General features: G+C 63.1%; 14 protein-coding genes. 12 read left to right on the plus strand and 2 right to left on the minus strand.

Annotated elements, in window-relative coordinates; all coding sequences use genetic code 11:
• Nucleotides 1-37 precede the first annotated feature (37 nt).
• The 7 genes from CKW13_RS01700 to CKW13_RS01730 are packed head-to-tail and all read left to right on the plus strand — an operon-like array spanning nt 38 to nt 8,498.
• Nucleotides 38-1,660 (plus strand): methyl-accepting chemotaxis protein, encoded by a 1,623-nt coding sequence (locus CKW13_RS01700; protein WP_095106324.1) that lies wholly within the window; start codon nt 38-40, stop codon nt 1,658-1,660.
• Nucleotides 1,660-2,169, plus strand: a complete 510-nt coding sequence (locus tag CKW13_RS01705; RefSeq protein ID WP_095106327.1) for a chemotaxis protein CheW — start codon at nt 1,660-1,662, stop codon at nt 2,167-2,169. Before CKW13_RS01700 ends, CKW13_RS01705 begins: the two co-directional genes overlap by 1 nt.
• Complete coding sequence (locus CKW13_RS01710; RefSeq protein ID WP_095106331.1) at nt 2,166-3,437, plus strand: protein-glutamate O-methyltransferase CheR; 1,272 nt, start codon at nt 2,166-2,168, stop codon at nt 3,435-3,437. Before CKW13_RS01705 ends, CKW13_RS01710 begins: the two co-directional genes overlap by 4 nt.
• Nucleotides 3,434-4,114 carry a chemotaxis protein CheW gene (locus tag CKW13_RS01715; RefSeq protein WP_095106336.1) on the plus strand — a complete coding sequence of 227 codons (681 nt, stop codon included), beginning with the start codon at nt 3,434-3,436 and terminating at the stop codon, nt 4,112-4,114. The genes CKW13_RS01710 and CKW13_RS01715 overlap by 4 nt, the downstream gene beginning before the upstream one ends.
• Nucleotides 4,111-6,441: a hybrid sensor histidine kinase/response regulator gene (locus CKW13_RS01720; protein ID WP_095106339.1), complete on the plus strand. Its 2,331-nt coding sequence runs from the start codon at nt 4,111-4,113 to the stop codon at nt 6,439-6,441. The genes CKW13_RS01715 and CKW13_RS01720 overlap by 4 nt, the downstream gene beginning before the upstream one ends.
• Nucleotides 6,438-7,448 (plus strand): chemotaxis response regulator protein-glutamate methylesterase, encoded by a 1,011-nt coding sequence (locus CKW13_RS01725; RefSeq protein WP_095106341.1) that lies wholly within the window; start codon nt 6,438-6,440, stop codon nt 7,446-7,448. Before CKW13_RS01720 ends, CKW13_RS01725 begins: the two co-directional genes overlap by 4 nt.
• Before the next feature lie 48 nt (nt 7,449-7,496).
• Complete coding sequence (locus tag CKW13_RS01730) at nt 7,497-8,498, plus strand: PleD family two-component system response regulator (protein ID WP_095106342.1); 1,002 nt, start codon at nt 7,497-7,499, stop codon at nt 8,496-8,498.
• 29 nt (nt 8,499-8,527) lie between these two features.
• On the opposite strand, the gene CKW13_RS01735 is transcribed toward CKW13_RS01730, so the two are convergent.
• Both CKW13_RS01735 and CKW13_RS01740 read right to left on the minus strand, forming a co-directional pair.
• The gene (locus CKW13_RS01735; RefSeq protein ID WP_095106343.1) at nt 8,528-9,439 is read right to left on the minus strand and encodes a DMT family transporter; all 912 of its coding nucleotides are present in this window, start codon (nt 9,437-9,439) and stop codon (nt 8,528-8,530) included.
• 75 nt (nt 9,440-9,514) lie between these two features.
• Nucleotides 9,515-10,210, minus strand: coding sequence for a hypothetical protein (locus tag CKW13_RS01740; RefSeq protein WP_095106345.1), 696 nt, complete (start codon nt 10,208-10,210; stop codon nt 9,515-9,517).
• 393 nt (nt 10,211-10,603) lie between these two features.
• Between CKW13_RS01740 and prfB the strand changes: the two genes are divergently transcribed.
• The 5 genes from prfB (at nt 10,604) to CKW13_RS01765 (ending at nt 16,108) form a co-directional block, all read left to right on the plus strand.
• Nucleotides 10,604-11,699, plus strand: a protein-coding gene (prfB, locus tag CKW13_RS01745) for a peptide chain release factor 2 (RefSeq protein ID WP_141233936.1) whose coding sequence is annotated in 2 segments (ribosomal slippage) — nt 10,604-10,675 and nt 10,677-11,699 — 1,095 coding nt in all. Because the reading frame shifts where the segments join, the coding sequence is not laid out codon by codon here.
• A gap of 103 nt (nt 11,700-11,802) precedes the next feature.
• The gene (gene lysS, locus CKW13_RS01750) at nt 11,803-13,302 is read left to right on the plus strand and encodes a lysine--tRNA ligase (protein ID WP_095106347.1); all 1,500 of its coding nucleotides are present in this window, start codon (nt 11,803-11,805) and stop codon (nt 13,300-13,302) included.
• Nucleotides 13,303-13,504: 202 nt separating this feature from the next.
• Complete coding sequence (locus CKW13_RS01755) at nt 13,505-14,221, plus strand: TetR/AcrR family transcriptional regulator (protein WP_095106349.1); 717 nt, start codon at nt 13,505-13,507, stop codon at nt 14,219-14,221.
• 31 nt (nt 14,222-14,252) lie between these two features.
• Complete coding sequence (locus CKW13_RS01760) at nt 14,253-14,810, plus strand: hypothetical protein (RefSeq protein WP_095106351.1); 558 nt, start codon at nt 14,253-14,255, stop codon at nt 14,808-14,810.
• 68 nt (nt 14,811-14,878) lie between these two features.
• The gene (locus tag CKW13_RS01765) at nt 14,879-16,108 is read left to right on the plus strand and encodes a flavohemoglobin expression-modulating QEGLA motif protein (RefSeq protein ID WP_256576498.1); all 1,230 of its coding nucleotides are present in this window, start codon (nt 14,879-14,881) and stop codon (nt 16,106-16,108) included.
• The last annotated feature ends 86 nt before the right edge of the window (nt 16,109-16,194 follow it).

Consider the following 16,194-nt stretch of genomic DNA (forward strand, 5'->3'; position numbering starts at 1 on the left):
TACTCCCCCCCATTTGAACGCCCCCCGAGGACTGACTGTGAAGAACTGGACGTTGCGCCAACGCATTTTGGCGAGCTTTGCGGTAATCATTGCCATCATGCTGTTGATGGTGGTGGTCTCGTATTCCCGCTTGTTGAAGATCGAGTCCAGCGAAGAAATGGTCCGCGCCGACGCGGTGCCGGGGGTCTATTACAGCTCGATGATCCGCAGCGCCTGGGTCGACAGCTACGTGCTGACCCAGCAGATCGTCGGCCTGTCCGACCGCCGCGAACTGACCCCAGCCGACAAGGCCGCCTACGCCAGTTTCGAGGCGCGGCTGAACCAGGAAATCGCCAACTATCACGGCACCATTTTCGATGCGCTCGACAAAGCCTCCTTCGATGAATTCGAGCAGCGCCACCAGGCCTTCAACAAAGCCCTGAACAATGTGCTGGCGCTGTACGAAGCCAAGGCCTACGACCAGGCCCGCGCGGCGTTGGACAACGAATTGACCCCCGCCTGGGTAGCCGGGCGCCAGCATCTGAACGGGGTCATCGACCACAACCGCGAGTCGGCCACCAGCGCCACCAATGCCATTGGCGATGCGGTCACGGCCGCCAAAGTGAGCATGGGCGTTTCCCTGCTGCTGGCGGTGATCGCCGCCGGCCTGTGCGGTTGGCTGCTGATGCGCACCATCATGGCGCCGATGAAGCGCATCGTGGAAATCCTCGACGTGATGCGCACCGGCGACCTCAGTGGGCGCCTGGACCTGGCGCGCAAGGACGAATTCAACGCCGTGGAAACCGGCTTCAACGACATGATGGCCGAGCTCACGGCCCTGGTGTCCCAGGCCCAGCGCTCATCGGTGCAGGTCACCACTTCGGTGACGGAAATCGCTGCCACCTCCAAGCAGCAACAGGCCACCGCCACCGAAACGGCGGCCACGACCACGGAAATCGGCGCCACTTCCCGGGAGATCGCTGCCACTTCCCGAGACTTGGTCCGCACCATGACTGAAGTCTCCACCGCCGCCGACCAGGCCTCGATTTTGGCCGGTTCCGGCCAGCAAGGCCTGGCGCGCATGGAAGACACCATGCACTCGGTGATGGGCGCCGCCGACCTGGTCAACGCCAAGTTGGCGATCCTCAACGAGAAGGCCGGCAACATCAACCAAGTGGTGGTGACCATCGTCAAGGTGGCCGACCAAACCAACCTGTTGTCCCTCAACGCCGCCATCGAGGCCGAAAAGGCCGGTGAGTACGGCCGCGGTTTTGCCGTGGTCGCCACCGAAGTGCGACGCCTGGCGGACCAGACCGCCGTCGCCACCTACGACATCGAGCAAATGGTGCGCGAGATCCAGTCGGCGGTGTCGGCCGGGGTAATGGGCATGGACAAGTTCTCCGAAGAGGTGCGCCGCGGCATGTCCGAGGTGCAGCAGGTGGGCGAGCAACTGTCGCAGATCATTCATCAGGTCCAGGCCCTGGCGCCGCGGGTGCTGATGGTCAATGAAGGCATGCAGGCCCAGGCCACTGGCGCCGAGCAGATCAACCATGCGCTGGTGCAACTGGGCGATGCCAGCAGCCAGACCGTGGAATCCCTGCGCCAGGCCAGTTTCGCCATCGACGAGTTGAGCCAGGTCGCGGTGGGGCTGCGCAGCGGCGTCTCGCGTTTCAAAGTCTGATGAGCCAGAGCGCGCTCAAACAGGGCGCCAGCGCGGCGCTGTTCCTGTTGTTTCGCATTGCCAACGAACGCTTTGCCCTCAAGGCCACCGAGGTGCTGGAAGTGCTCCCGCGCCTGCCGCTCAAGCCTATCGCCCGGGCCCCGGCCTGGGTCGCCGGGGTGTTCGGCCATCGCGGCGTGGTGGTGCCGGTGATCGACCTCAGTGCCCTGGCCTTCGGCCACCCGGCCCAGGCGCGCACCAGCACGCGCTGGGTGCTGGTCAACTACCGCCCCGGCCAAGTGCTGGGGCTGGTGCTCGAACAGGCCACCGATACCCTGCGCTGCAACCCGGCAGACTTCCAGCCCTATGGCCTGGACAACCCCGCTGCCCGCTACCTGGGCCCGGTGCGCCAGGACGAAGAGGGCCTGGTGCAATGGATCCGTGTCGCCGACCTGCTGGATGACGACGTGCGGGGGCTGTTGTTCCCCGCGCAGGCAACGGGCCTCGATCCGTTGGAGGCGCAGCCATGAGCAGCGACCAGCGGTTTTTCGACTTCCTCAAAGAGCGCATCGGCCTGGACGTGGCGTCCGTCGGCCCGGCAATCATCGAGCGCGCCGTGCGCCAGCGCAGCCTGGCGGCCGAGGGCCTGAGCAGCGACCAGTATTGGCAACGCTTGCAGGGCTCGCGGGACGAGCAACAGGCGTTGATCGAAGCGGTGATCGTCCCCGAAACCTGGTTCTTCCGTTACCCCGAATCCTTCGCCGCCCTGGGCAAACTGGCCCTCAAGCGCTTGGGCGAGCTGAACAACATGCGTGCGCTGCGCATCCTCAGCCTGCCGTGTTCCACGGGCGAGGAGCCGTACTCCATCGCCATGGCGCTGTTCGATGCGGGGCTGGCGCCCCATCAGTTCAAGGTTCAGGGCCTGGATGTCAGCCCGCTGTCGGTGGAGCGGGCCAAGCGCGCGGTGTACGGCAAGAACTCGTTCCGTGGGCAACTGGGGGATTTTCGCGAGCGCTACTTCAGCGCCGGGGCGGACGGCTACCAGCTCAGTGCGCGGGTGCGCGAGCAAGTGGCGCTGAACGTGGGCAACGTGCTCGACCCGACCTTGCTGGCCAATGAAGCGCCCTTTGATTTCGTGTTCTGCCGCAACCTGCTGATCTACTTCGACCAGCCCACCCAGCAGCAGGTGTTCGAGGTGCTCAAACGCCTGACCCACACCGACGGCGTGCTGTTCATCGGCCCGGCCGAAGGCAGCCTGCTGGGGCGTTTGGGCATGCGTTCGATTGGCATTGCCCAGTCTTTTGCCTTCAGCCGCCACACCGCCGTGGAACCTGCACCCCGCTTTGTGCCCACACCCTTGCCGGTGCCGCCGCCGATTCGCGCCCCGGCACCCTTGCCTGTGCGGGCGCGGCCCTTTATCAGCAGCGCGCCCGCCAGCCCGGTGAGCAAGCCCGTGGCCCCGGCCAGCGATGCCCAGGCCTTGCTCGCCACCATCGCTGCCCTGGCCAATGAAGGGAAAAGCAGCGAAGCGCAGCGCGCCTGTGAACAGTATTTGCGCAGCCACGAGCCGGTGGCCCAGGTGTTCTACTGGCTCGGCCTGCTCAGCGACGTGGCCGGTAGCGCGCTGCAGGCCCAGGGCTTTTACCGCAAGGCCTTGTACCTGGACCCGCAACACGCCGAAGCCCTGATGCACTTGGCCGCCCTGTTGGCTTCCCAGGGCGACGAGGCGGGGGCCCGCCGATTGCAGCAACGTGCCGCGCGCAGTGAGCGCGGCGCCGACAGTGAGCGTAAACGATGAGTCAATCCGCTGCGTTGAACGTCACCTGCGCCGATGCCCAGGCCATCGATGACTGCTGGAACCGTATCGGCATCCATGGCGACAAAACCTGCCCCTTGCTGGCCGACCATATCCATTGCCGCAACTGCGCGGTGTATTCGGCCGCCGCCACGCGCCTGCTCGACCGCTACACCCTGCAACAGGAAGACCACCACGCCGGCGCCGAGCAGGAAGCCGACGTCGTCACCCGCTCGCTGTTGATGTTCCGCTTGGGCGAAGAGTGGCTGGGCCTGGTGACCCGTTGCCTGGTGGAAGTGGCGCCGCAGCAACCCATTCACTCCCTGCCGCACCAGCGTTCGCGGGCCTTGCTCGGCGTGGCCAATGTGCGCGGCGCGCTGGTGGCGTGCCTGTCGCTGGTGGAGCTGCTGGGGCTGGACCCCGCCCCCGTGGCCTCGGCCGGCGGGCGGGTGACGCCGCGCATGCTTATCATCGCCGCCCACGGTGGCCCGGTGGTGGTGCCGGTGGATGAGGTGGATGGCATCCACGCCATCGACCAGCACGCCCTCGACGCCGCCTCGGTGCCCGGCCCCCAGGCCAGCGCCAAGTACACCCGTGGCGTGCTGCCTTTCAAGGGCCGCAGCCTGCGCTGGCTCGATGAAGAGCAACTGCTGGCCGCCGTGACCCGGAGCCTGACATGACCCCCGATCAGATGCGCGACGCCTCGTTGCTGGAACTCTTCAGCCTGGAAGCCGACGCCCAGACCCAGGTTCTCAACGCCGGGCTGCTGGCCCTGGAACGCAACCCGACCCAGGCCGACCAGCTCGAAGCCTGCATGCGCGCCGCCCACTCCCTCAAGGGCGCGGCGCGGATCGTCGGCGTGGACGCCGGGGTCAGCGTCGCCCACGTGATGGAAGATTGCCTGGTCAGTGCCCAGGAAGGGCGCCTGCTGCTGCGCCCGGAGCACATCGACGCCTTGCTGCAAGGCACCGATTACCTGATGCGCATCGCCACGCCGGGCAATAGCCTGGCGCCGGCGGATATCGAGGCCTATGTGGGCCTGATGGAGCGCCTGCTCGACCCGGCCGCCGCCCCCGTGCCCGCGCCGCCCACGGTGTCCGCGGTGTCCACGGTGTCCACGGTGTCCGCGGTGTCCGCGGCGCCGGAACCCAGCGAACCACCCCCCGAGGCGCCGGTGCTCGATACCCTGCTGCGCGAAGCGCAGATGCCGGCGCCCACGGTGGAGCGGGGCCGTGGCACGCGCACCGTCACCGAGGGCGGCGAGCGGGTGTTGCGGGTGACCGCCGAGCGGCTCAACAGCCTGCTGGATTTGTCGAGCAAATCCCTGGTCGAAACCCAGCGCCTCAAGCCCTGGCTGACCGGGTTGCAGCGCCTCAAGCGCATGCAGAACAACGGCCTGCGCGCCCTGGAAAGCCTCAACGTACACCTCAAGGAACACGAACTGAGCCTCGAAGCCCAGGAAGTGCTCAGCGATGCCCGGCGCATGCTCGCCGAATCCCAGCAACTGCTGGCCGAACAGGCCGCCGAGCTGGATGAGTTCGGCTGGCAGGCCAGCCAACGCGCCCAGGTGCTCTATGACACGGCCCTGGCCTGCCGCATGCGGCCCTTCGCCGATGTGCTGGCGGGGCAGGTGCGTATGGTCCGCGACCTGGGCCGCAGCCTGGGCAAGCAAGTGCGCCTGGAGATCGAAGGGGAAAAAACCCAGGTCGACCGTGACGTGCTGGAAAAACTCGAAGCGCCTCTGACCCATTTGCTGCGCAACGCGGTGGATCACGGCATCGAAATGCCCGAGCAGCGCCTGTTGGCCGGCAAACCCGCCGAAGGCCTGATCCGCCTGCGCGCTTCCCACCAGGCCGGGCTGCTGGTGCTGCAACTGAGTGACGACGGTAACGGTGTCGACCTGGACCGGGTGCGCCGCAGCATCATCGAGCGCCAGTTGTCCCCGGCCGAAACCGCCGCCCAGTTGAGCGAAGAAGAGTTGCTGACCTTCCTGTTCCTACCGGGCTTCAGCCTGCGGGACAAGGTCACCGAACTGTCCGGGCGCGGCGTCGGCCTGGACGCGGTGCAGCACATGGTGCGCCAACTGCGCGGTGCGGTGGTGCTGGAGCAGACCACGGGGCAGGGCAGCCGCTTCCACCTGGAAGTGCCGCTGACCCTCTCGGTGGTGCGCAGCCTGGTGGTGGAAGTGGGCGAGGAGGCCTACGCCTTTCCGCTGGCCCACATCGAACGCATGTGCGACCTGGAGCCGGACGACATCGTGCAGGTCGAAGGCCGCCAGCACTTCTGGCACGAAGGCCGCCATGTCGGCCTGGTGGCCGCCAGCCAGCTGTTGCAACGCCCGGCCGCGCAAAACGCCGCGCAAACCCTCAAGGTCGTGGTAATCCGCGAGCGCGATGCGGTGTATGGGGTGGCGGTGGAACGCTTTATCGGCGAGCGCACCCTGGTGGTGCTGCCCCTGGACGATCGCCTGGGCAAGGTCCAGGACATTTCCGCCGGGGCGCTGCTGGACGATGGCTCGGTGGTGCTGATCGTCGATGTCGAAGACATGCTGCGTTCGGTGGACAAACTGCTCAACACCGGGCGCCTGGAACGTATCGCCCGCCACAGCCAACACGTGGCCCAAGTGGCACGCAAGCGCGTGCTGGTGGTGGATGACTCCCTCACCGTGCGCGAGTTGCAGCGCAAGTTGCTGCTCAACCGCGGTTACGACGTAGCGGTGGCGGTCGATGGCATGGACGGCTGGAACGCCCTGCGTTCGGAGAACTTCGACCTGCTGATTACCGACATCGACATGCCGCGCATGGACGGCATCGAGCTGGTCACCCTGCTGCGCCGCGACAACCGTTTGCAGTCACTGCCGGTGATGGTGGTGTCGTACAAGGACCGTGAAGAAGACCGTCGCCGTGGACTGGACGCTGGGGCCGACTACTATCTAGCCAAAGCCAGCTTCCATGACGACGCCCTGCTCGATGCTGTGGTTGAGCTCATCGGAGGAGCCCACGCATGAAAATCGCCATCGTCAACGATATGCCCATGGCCATCGAGGCCCTGCGCCGCGCCTTGGCCTTCGAGCCCGCCCATGAAGTGGTGTGGGTGGCCAGCAATGGCCAGGAAGCGGTGCAGCGCTGCGCCGAGCTGACCCCAGACCTGATCCTGATGGACCTGATAATGCCGGTGATGGACGGCGTGGAAGCCACGCGGCGGATCATGGCCGAAACCCCGTGCGCCATCGTCATCGTCACCGTCGATCGCCAGCAGAATGTCCACCGCGTGTTCGAGGCCATGGGCCACGGCGCGCTGGATGTGGTCGATACACCGGCCATCGGCGGCGGCAATGCCAAGGAGGCCGCCGCGCCGCTGCTGCGCAAGATCTTCAATATCGGTTGGCTGGTGGGCCAGAGCGGCAGCCGCGTGCGCGCCGAGCCCAAGCCCCTGCGCACCATGGTGCAGCGCCAGAGCCTGGTGGCCATCGGCTCGTCGGCGGGTGGCCCGGCAGCCCTGGAAATCTTGCTCAAGGGCTTGCCGGCCAACTTTCCCGCCGCCATCGTGCTGGTGCAGCACGTGGACCAGGTGTTCGCCCAAGGCATGGCCGAATGGCTGAGCAGCGCCTCGGGCCTGACGGTGCGCCTGGCCCGCGAGGGCGAGCCGCCGCAACCCGGCACCGTGCTGCTGGCCGGCACCAACCACCATATCCGCTTGTTGAAAAACGGCACCCTGGCTTACACCGCCGAGCCGGTCAACGAGATCTACCGGCCGTCCATCGACGTGTTTTTCGAGAGCGTCGCCAGTTACTGGAACGGCGATGCCGTGGGTGTCTTGCTTACCGGCATGGGCCGCGACGGCGCCCAAGGGCTCAAGTTGATGCGCCAGCAGGGCTACCTGACCATCGCCCAGGACCAGAACAGTTGCGCGGTGTATGGCATGCCCAAGGCTGCTGCCGCCATCGACGCCGCCGTGGAGATCTGCCCGCTGGACAGGATCGCCCCACGTTTGCTGGAGATATTTGCCCAATGACCGACAATTACTGCTTTTTTGGCCACGTAGTCTTTCAGGTGACCGCACATGCATAACTTACAGCTCGACGAATTCAAGAACGATGAAAATGCCGCCATGGTGTTGTTAGTCGATGACCAAGCGATGATCGGCGAAGCTGTGCGGCGTGGGCTGGCCAATGAAGAGAACATCGACTTTCACTTCTGCTCCGACCCCCACCAGGCCATTGCCCAGGCGATTCGCATCAAGCCCACGGTGATCCTCCAGGACCTGGTCATGCCCGGCCTGGACGGCCTGAGCCTGGTGCGCGAGTACCGCAACCACCCGGCCACCAAGGACATCCCCATCATCGTGCTCTCCACCAAGGAAGACCCGATGATTAAAAGCGCGGCCTTCGCGGCCGGGGCCAACGATTACCTGGTCAAGCTGCCGGACAACATCGAACTGGTGGCACGCATCCGCTATCACTCGCGCTCCTTCATGACCCTGTTGCAGCGTGACGCCGCGTACCGGGCGCTGCGGGTCAGCCAGCAGCAGTTGCTCGACACCAACCTGGTGCTGCAACGCTTGATGAACTCCGACGGCTTGACCGGGCTGTCCAACCGCCGCCACTTCGACGAATACCTGGAACTGGAATGGCGCCGCGCCATGCGCGACCAGACCCAGTTGTCGCTGCTGATGATCGACGTCGACTACTTCAAAACCTACAACGACACCTTCGGCCACCTGGAGGGCGACGAAGCCCTGCGCAAAGTGGCCTTGGCCATTCGCGATGCCAGCAGCCGCCCCTCGGACCTGCCGGCCCGCTACGGCGGCGAAGAGTTCGTGCTGGTGCTGCCCAACACCTCGCCCGGCGGTGCGCGCTTGGTGGCGGAAAAACTACGCCAGACCGTCGCCGCCCTGAAAATCCCCCACATCGCCCCCACCGAAGGCGCGAGCCTGACCATCAGCATCGGCCTGTCCACCATCACCCCACAGCAGGGCAGCGATTGCCGGCAGCTGATCTCGGCGGCGGACAAGGGCCTGTACCTGGCCAAGCACAACGGCCGCAACCGGGTGGGCGTTGAGTGACCGCCCGCCCTGTGGCTGGCGTGCGGCACTCACAGGGGCGAGGCGGTGCCGGGCGTGGCCTTGATAAAGCGCCGGGCAATCCGCTCTGAATTGATGAAGATCGCAATGCCGATCAGCACCAGCGCAATCGCCAGCCCTTGGGCGGGGCTCAGGCGCTCATCGAAAAACAGGTAGGAGGTGAGCACCCCCGACACCGGAACGATCAGCGACAACGGTGCGACCAGCGACGCGGGGTAGTGTTTCATCAAGTTGTTCCACACCCAGTAGCCCAGGATCGTGGTGATGTAACTCTGGAAAAACAGCGAAAAGCCCGCACCCCAAGTGAAGTCGTCGAGCAAATTGCGAAATGGGCGCAACCCTTCGGCAAACAGGGTCATGATTAAAATCGCCGGCACCGAAAATAAACTCGACCAGACAATAAACGCGATCATGCTCTGCGGTTTTTTGACTTTGACGATGAGGTTGCACAGCGACCAGGAAAGTGCCGCCAATAACACCAACAAGATCCCCGTCGTGGTGGACGATTGTTCGGCCAAGTACAACATCATCAATAACCCGGCACCGGCAAGTAACATACCGGCCCCGTGCACGGCGTTAATCTTTTCTTTAAGAAATAGACTACTTAGCACGATGGTAAAAAACGCACTGAACTGCAAGAACACCGAAGACATGCCCGGCGACAGGCCGTTATACATGGCAAAGTTGACCACCCACCACAACCCGGCGCCAAACAGCACGCCATATAACGCCAAGGTGCGGTAACCGATGTTCGGCGGCTTCTTGATGAACAGGGCCAGGGGTATGGCGCAGAGGAAAAACCTGAGCAGGGTCAGTAGAAAAGGGTCGAGGGACTTGAGCCCCAGGCCGATCACGGAAAAGTTACAGCCCCAGATCACGGTCACCAATACGCCGGCCAACAGATCGATTTTTTTTAACTTCATGCAAGGTTCCACAGGTTGTGGTTAGACGCGGCGCCGGCGATGAGCCGCTGGCGCCCAGTGCAGTGCTGGTATCGCCTAGGCGGTCTGCTCGGGTTCCAGGGTCTTGGGCTTGATGCCGTAGTAGACGAAATTATCGAAGTCTTCGTGGCGGTAGGTGTCGTGGCGCTCGTAGTAGTTGTACACCACCGAGAGCTTCTGTTCGGTCACCGTGGGCTCGCTGTCGTGAAGGCTCTTGCGCCCCTGCATGACCAGCAGTGAACCCTTCTTGGCGAAGATCTTGCGGTGTTCGACCCAGGGTTGCTTCTTGCTCGGGTGGGAGCGTTCGACCTGCATGCGCAACGGCGCTTCATGGTTGGTGGTCAGGAACAGCAATACCGTGATGCCGTTGGTGTCGTAATGCAGCCCCAGGGTTCCGCCGCCGGGCGGGTAGGCTTTTATATTGATATCCGACGCCGGGTAGGGCGACACCACGGTGTCCGTGTGGGTGATAAGGCTTATCAGCGGTACCAGCGAGTGATACACCGCGTTGAGTTCGGGAAAGTGCTGACGGATATCGCTGCCCTTGAAGATGTGATGGTTATAAGCGCCCCCCAAGTCCGATACGGCATCGGTGCCCAGGCTTTCATGCCGAACCAGGTCAACTTTATTGGCCTGGATAATAGCGTTGGCCCGTTCTCTGAGGGTGTCGCACAGCGCATCGGGAATGATGCCGTCAATCACGGTTTCAAGGTTGTAGAAATAATTGTGTCGGTGTTGGTTGATGTCGAACACTTTTATTTTCCTCCGTTGAGTAAGTCAGAAAATAGGCAGTAGTTGTTATGCGCAACTTTTTCCTGATTTGTTGGCGGGTGTTATTGCTTGCCTGAATAGTGTTAGGAAAAACCTAGGTTTAGTGCAATAACGGTTATTGTGCGAAGTGTCTTCTAGTGCGGGTTATTGTTTCCTACATATGCAGCAGCGTATCTGCTTACTGCGAATAAGCAGGGAAGTTGCTGTAGGTGTTCGAGCCGCAGCGGGCTGTTTGCCGCCCAAGGCATTGACGACGGGCACCGTGCGCTTGTGGCCGATTGATTTGCCTATCGGCTGCCAGGCGGGCTGCCGCTGTGGGCTGATTGCGTTTATACTCGCCGGCTTTCAAAAGTTCGCCAACGAGTGCTGCCTGCCATGGAAATCAACCCGATCCTTAACAGTATCAAGGACCTGTCCGAGCGCTCCGAAACTATTCGGGGGTATCTTTGACTACGATCAAAAGCATGAGCGCCTGACCGAGGTCAATCGCGAGCTTGAAGATCCGAGTGTCTGGAACAACCCAACCTACGCCCAGGAACTGGGGCGCGAGCGTTCGATGCTGGCGCAGATCGTAGAAACCCTGGATGAAATGCACAGTGGCCTGGCCGATGCCAAGGACCTGCTGCTGATGTCCGCCGAGGAAGAAGACCAGGCTGCCGTCGATGACGTAGCCGCCGAAGTCGAGCGCTTGCGCGAGTCCCTGGAAAAACTCGAATTCCGTCGCATGTTCAGCGGTGAGATGGACGCCAACAACGCCTACCTGGATATCCAGGCCGGTTCCGGCGGCACCGAGGCCCAGGACTGGGCCAACATCCTGCTGCGCATGTACCTGCGCTGGGCCGACAAGCGTGGCTTCGACGCCACGATCATGGAACTGTCCGCCGGCGAAGTCGCCGGGATCAAGGGCGCCACCGTGCACATCAAGGGCGAATACGCCTTTGGCTGGTTGCGTACCGAGATCGGCGTGCACCGCTTGGTGCGCAAGAGCCCGTATGACTCCGGCAACCGTCGCCACACCTCGTTCTCGGCCGTGTTCGTGTCGCCGGAAATCGACGACAACATCGAAATCGACATCAACCCCTCCGACCTGCGGATCGATACGTATCGTTCCTCCGGCGCCGGTGGCCAGCACGTGAACACCACCGACTCGGCCGTGCGTATCACCCACGTACCGACCAACACCGTGGTCAGCTGCCAGAACGAACGTTCCCAGCATGCGAACAAAGACACCGCCATGAAAATGCTGCGGGCTCGTTTGTATGAGCAGGAAGTGCAAAAGCGCAACGCCGCGTCTCAGGCTCTGGAAGAAACCAAGTCCGATATCGGCTGGGGCCACCAGATCCGCTCGTACGTGCTGGACGCTTCGCGCATCAAAGACCTGCGCACCAACATCGAGCGCAGCGACTGCGACAAAGTGCTCGACGGCGATATCGACGAATACCTGATCGCCAGCCTCAAACAAGGCCTGTAAGTCCGCAATACGGGGCATGGCGCGCTCCCTGTGGGAGCGGGCTTGCCCGCGATCCCCAGCCGCAGGCTGGGGGCAACGAACCTGTGATGGAATCTTTAAAGACATGAGCGACCAACAACTCGACCAAGCCCTGCAACAGGAAGAAAACTCCCTGATCGCCCTGCGCAAGGAAAAGCTTGCGGCCGAGCGCGCCAAGGGCAACGCCTTCCCCAACGACTTCCGTCGCGACGCCTACTGCGAAGACTTGCAGAAGCAGTACGCCGACAAGACCAAGGAAGAACTGGCCGAAGCGGCGATCCCGGTCAAGGTGGCAGGTCGCATCATGCTCAACCGTGGCTCGTTCATGGTGATCCAGGACATGACCGGGCGTATCCAGGTCTACGTCAACCGCAAGACCCTGCCCGAAGAAACCCTGGCCGCGGTGAAAACCTGGGACCTGGGCGACATCATTGCCGCCGAAGGCACCCTGGCCCGTTCCGGCAAGGGCGACCTGTACGTGGAAATGACCAGCGTGCGCCTGCTGACCAAATCCCTGCGCCCGCTGCCGGACAAGCACCACGGCCTCTCCGACACCGAGCAGCGCTACCGCCAGCGCTACGTTGACCTGATCGTCAACGAAGAAGTACGCCAGACCTTCCGCGTGCGCTCGCAAGTGATCGCCCACATCCGCAGTTTCCTGATGGCCCGCGACTTCCTTGAGGTCGAGACGCCCATGCTGCAAACCATCCCCGGCGGTGCGGCGGCCAAGCCGTTCGAGACTCACCACAATGCCCTGGACATGGAAATGTTCCTGCGCATCGCCCCCGAGCTGTACCTCAAGCGCCTGGTGGTCGGTGGTTTCGAGAAGGTCTTCGAGATCAACCGCAACTTCCGCAACGAAGGTGTCTCGACCCGCCACAACCCCGAATTCACCATGTTGGAGTTCTACCAGGCCTACGCCGACTACGAAGACAACATGGACCTGACCGAAGAACTGTTCCGCGAGCTGGCGCAACTGGTGCTGGGCAGCACCGACGTGCCCTACGGCGACAAGGTGTTCCACTTCGGCGAGCCGTTCGTGCGCCTGTCGGTGTTCGACTCGATCCTCAAATACAACCCTGAACTGACTGCCGATGACCTCAACGACATCGACAAGGCCCGTGCCATCGCCAAGCAGGCCGGCGCCAAGGTGCTGGGCTTTGAAGGCCTGGGCAAGTTGCAGGTGATGATTTTCGAGGAACTGGTGGAGCACAAGCTGGAACAGCCGCACTTCATCACCCAATACCCGTTTGAAGTCTCGCCGCTGGCGCGCCGCAACGACGACAACCCGAATGTCACCGACCGCTTCGAGCTGTTTATCGGCGGCCGTGAAATCGCCAACGCCTACTCCGAGCTCAACGACGCCGAGGACCAGGCCGAGCGCTTCATGGCCCAGGTGGCTGACAAGGATGCCGGCGACGACGAAGCCATGCACTACGACGCCGATTTCGTCCGCGCGCTGGAATACGGCATGCCGCCGACCGCCGGTGAAGGCATTGGCATCGACCGCTTGGTGATGCTGCTGACCAACTCCCCGTCGATCCGCGACGTGATCCTCTTCCCGCACATGCGCCCGCAAGCCTGACGCGACTGCACCCCCGCCGCCTACAGCGGGCTGATATCAACCAGCCAAGGCAACCCGCGCTGTAGCAAGCCCGCTTGCTACAGCGCCGTTCAGGGTTTGCCTGGTTTGGCCGATATCAGCCTTGCCGGGCGGCTTTTTATTGCCTGAATGGAACAAACGTATCAACTTGTTACCTATCCGACCGTAAAGAGGAAGACCTGCCGTGAACCCTGCAATTGCTCAAGAAGGTGCAGCTGGCGTTGCCACTGCGGTCGCGCAAAGCGTTCAGTACCAGGGGCGCAAGCCCAGCCGCCAGGGCAGTGAGCAGCGTCGGCAGGACATTCTCGATGCGGCGATGCGCATCGTCGTGCGCGATGGCGTGCGAGCGGTACGCCACCGTGCCGTGGCCGCCGAGGCAGCGGTGCCGCTGTCGGCGACCACTTACTACTTCAAGGATATCGATGACCTGCTCACCGATACCTTCGCCCAATACGTGGAACGCAGTGCGGCCTTCATGGCCAAGCTGTGGGCCAACAACGAAGGCCTGCTGCGCGAGATGGTCGCCTTTGGCGATGGCAGCGTGGCGGCGCGCAGCCAACTGGCCGACGACATCGCGCGGCTGACCGCCGACTACGTGCAGCACCAGTTGCACACCCGCCGCGAGCACCTGATGGCCGAGCAGGCGTTTCGCCAGGAAGCCCTGCTCAACCCACGGTTGGCGCTGTTGGTGCGCTCGCACCAGCAAATTCTCCTACAGGGCACTTGCCATTTTTTCCAGGTGCTGGGGTCGCGTGAGCCACAGCAGGATGCCAAAGTGTTGACGGCGATTATCGGACGGATGGAGTATCAGGGCCTGCTTAATGGCCCTGAGCCACAAGCCGAAGAAGAAATGCTCGGCATCCTCAAGCGCCACATGCACTTGGTGCTGGCCTCGGCCTAGGGCGCCGAGTGGGGGCAATCAGGAGAAACCAATGAAAACCTGGCGTGTGCTGCTGATGACCCTGGCCTTCATGCTGCTAGGCGGCTGCCTGGTGACCTTCACCCAACCGATGGCCGAGCACCAGGCCCTGCCGGCCGGTTTGCTGGGCAAATGGACCAGCAAGAACAGTTGGGGCGAGCCCCTCAACCTGGAGTTGAGCCGCGTCGGCAAGGACCAATACCAAGCGGTCAGTTACGCCCGGGCCCGCCCCCGGGAGCGCGAAGCCTACGGTTTTACCGTGACCCGCCACGATGTGCGCTGGTACGCCTGGGGCAAAGTGCCCGCCGCCTATGGTGGCGGTTTCACCCTGGCAGGCTTTGAACTCAATGAAGACCACGAATTGGTGGTCTACAGTCTCGACCTTGAGGCAATCGGCGATGCCGCGGCGCGGGGCCTGCTCAAGGGCGCGCCGCTGGACACCGAACAAGGCCCGGGGCTGGCAGTCCAAAGCCCCATGGCGCAGGTGTTCGCCTACCTCGATGACCCGGCCAACGCCGACGCCTTTGTCGAAGTGGCCCGCTACAAACGCCCAGCCAACGCCAAGCCGTAAAGCATTCAGAGGAGTTTCGGGTGGACGATTACCAGCAAACGATACGCGCCTTGTCTGATCGCATCGTGATGGCGCAGACGCCGATCCGCGTACTGGATGCGGTGAAGTGGGACGACAACATCCGCCGGGGCTTTCTCAAGGCCAAGGGCAAGGAAATGCCCGCCGTGGACCGTGACTACTACCTGGGCCGGCCGCTGGCGTTCGACTCCAGCAAGGTCAAGCTGGAGTTCCAGAACATCGAGCGCGACATCACCCGGCAACTGGGCCAGTTCAACCCGGTCGGGCAGATCATGCGGCGCATGTGCAAGGAATACCGCATGGTGGTGCGCATGCTCGAAGCGCGCGGCACCGAGGATTTCGGCCTGATATCCCAGGAGCTGTATGGCGCCGCCTCCGATGCCTTCCACGCCGGCGACCCGACCCTGGCCGACCTGGGCCTGATGCTGTCCGATTACCTGAACAACATCGACGGGCGCGGCGACCTCAAGGACGAACCCAAGCTGCTCAGCGCCAAGCAAGCCGTGAGCCTGCTGCAAAGCCGCCTGAACAAGGTGTTTGGCGAAGCCGAGGAAACCATCCGGGTGTTCGAGTCCGACGGCATTGTCGCGGACGCGGCGGCCGGCGCCGACTACATCAAGATCCGCACCGACGCCATGTTCAACGAGCGCGACGTGCGCGCCCTGGAAGTCCACGAAGGCCTGGTGCACGTGGGCACTACCCTCAACGGCCAGAACCAGCCGATCTGCACCTTCCTGTCCAAAGGCCCGCCGTCCTCGACCGTGACCCAGGAAGGCCTGGCGATCCTGATGGAAATCATCACCTTCGCTTCCTACCCCAGCCGCTTGCGCAAACTGACCAACCGCACCCGTGCCATCCACATGGTGGAGGAGGGCGCGGACTTTTTGCAGGTGTACGAGTTCTTCCGCGAGCAGGGCTTCGAGATGGCGGAAAGCTACGGTAACGCCAGTCGGGTTTTCCGTGGCTCGGTGCCCAATGGCCTGCCGTTCACCAAGGACTTGTCCTACCTCAAGGGCTTCATCATGGTTTACAACTACATTCAGTTGGCCGTGCGCAAAGGCAAGCTGGAGCAGGTGCCGCTGCTGTTTTGCGGCAAAACCACCCTGGAGGACATGCGTACCCTGCGCCAATTGGTGGACGAAGGCCTGGTGGTGCCGCCCAAGTACTTGCCCGACCAGTTCCGCGACATGAATGCCCTGTCGGCGTGGATGTGCTTCTCCAACTTCCTCAACCACCTGAGCCTGGACCGGATCGAGGCGGATTACTCCAATATCCTGTGAGTTCTTTGCTGGCTCTATGTGGGATTTTTTTCTTGTGTCTGTGAGAGGGGGCGAGCCCGCTCCCACGCCAGCGTCGTTTTCACAGG

Source organism: Pseudomonas sp. Irchel 3E20 (genome assembly GCF_900187645.1).
Lineage (GTDB): Bacteria > Pseudomonadota > Gammaproteobacteria > Pseudomonadales > Pseudomonadaceae > Aquipseudomonas.

What these genes read in the sequence shown, in the direction of transcription:
- CKW13_RS01735 (WP_095106343.1), bottom strand. Translation starts at nt 9,439, where the DNA reads ATGAAGTTAAAAAAAATCGATCTGTTGGCCGGCGTATTGGTGACCGTG.
- CKW13_RS01765 (WP_256576498.1), top strand. Translation starts at nt 14,879, where the DNA reads ATGGCGCAGACGCCGATCCGCGTACTGGATGCGGTGAAGTGGGACGAC.
- lysS (WP_095106347.1), top strand. Translation starts at nt 11,803, where the DNA reads ATGAGCGACCAACAACTCGACCAAGCCCTGCAACAGGAAGAAAACTCC.
- CKW13_RS01730 (WP_095106342.1), top strand. Translation starts at nt 7,497, where the DNA reads ATGCATAACTTACAGCTCGACGAATTCAAGAACGATGAAAATGCCGCC.
- CKW13_RS01705 (WP_095106327.1), top strand. Translation starts at nt 1,660, where the DNA reads ATGAGCCAGAGCGCGCTCAAACAGGGCGCCAGCGCGGCGCTGTTCCTG.
- CKW13_RS01710 (WP_095106331.1), top strand. Translation starts at nt 2,166, where the DNA reads ATGAGCAGCGACCAGCGGTTTTTCGACTTCCTCAAAGAGCGCATCGGC.
- CKW13_RS01760 (WP_095106351.1), top strand. Translation starts at nt 14,253, where the DNA reads ATGAAAACCTGGCGTGTGCTGCTGATGACCCTGGCCTTCATGCTGCTA.
- CKW13_RS01715 (WP_095106336.1), top strand. Translation starts at nt 3,434, where the DNA reads ATGAGTCAATCCGCTGCGTTGAACGTCACCTGCGCCGATGCCCAGGCC.
- CKW13_RS01725 (WP_095106341.1), top strand. Translation starts at nt 6,438, where the DNA reads ATGAAAATCGCCATCGTCAACGATATGCCCATGGCCATCGAGGCCCTG.
- CKW13_RS01720 (WP_095106339.1), top strand. Translation starts at nt 4,111, where the DNA reads ATGACCCCCGATCAGATGCGCGACGCCTCGTTGCTGGAACTCTTCAGC.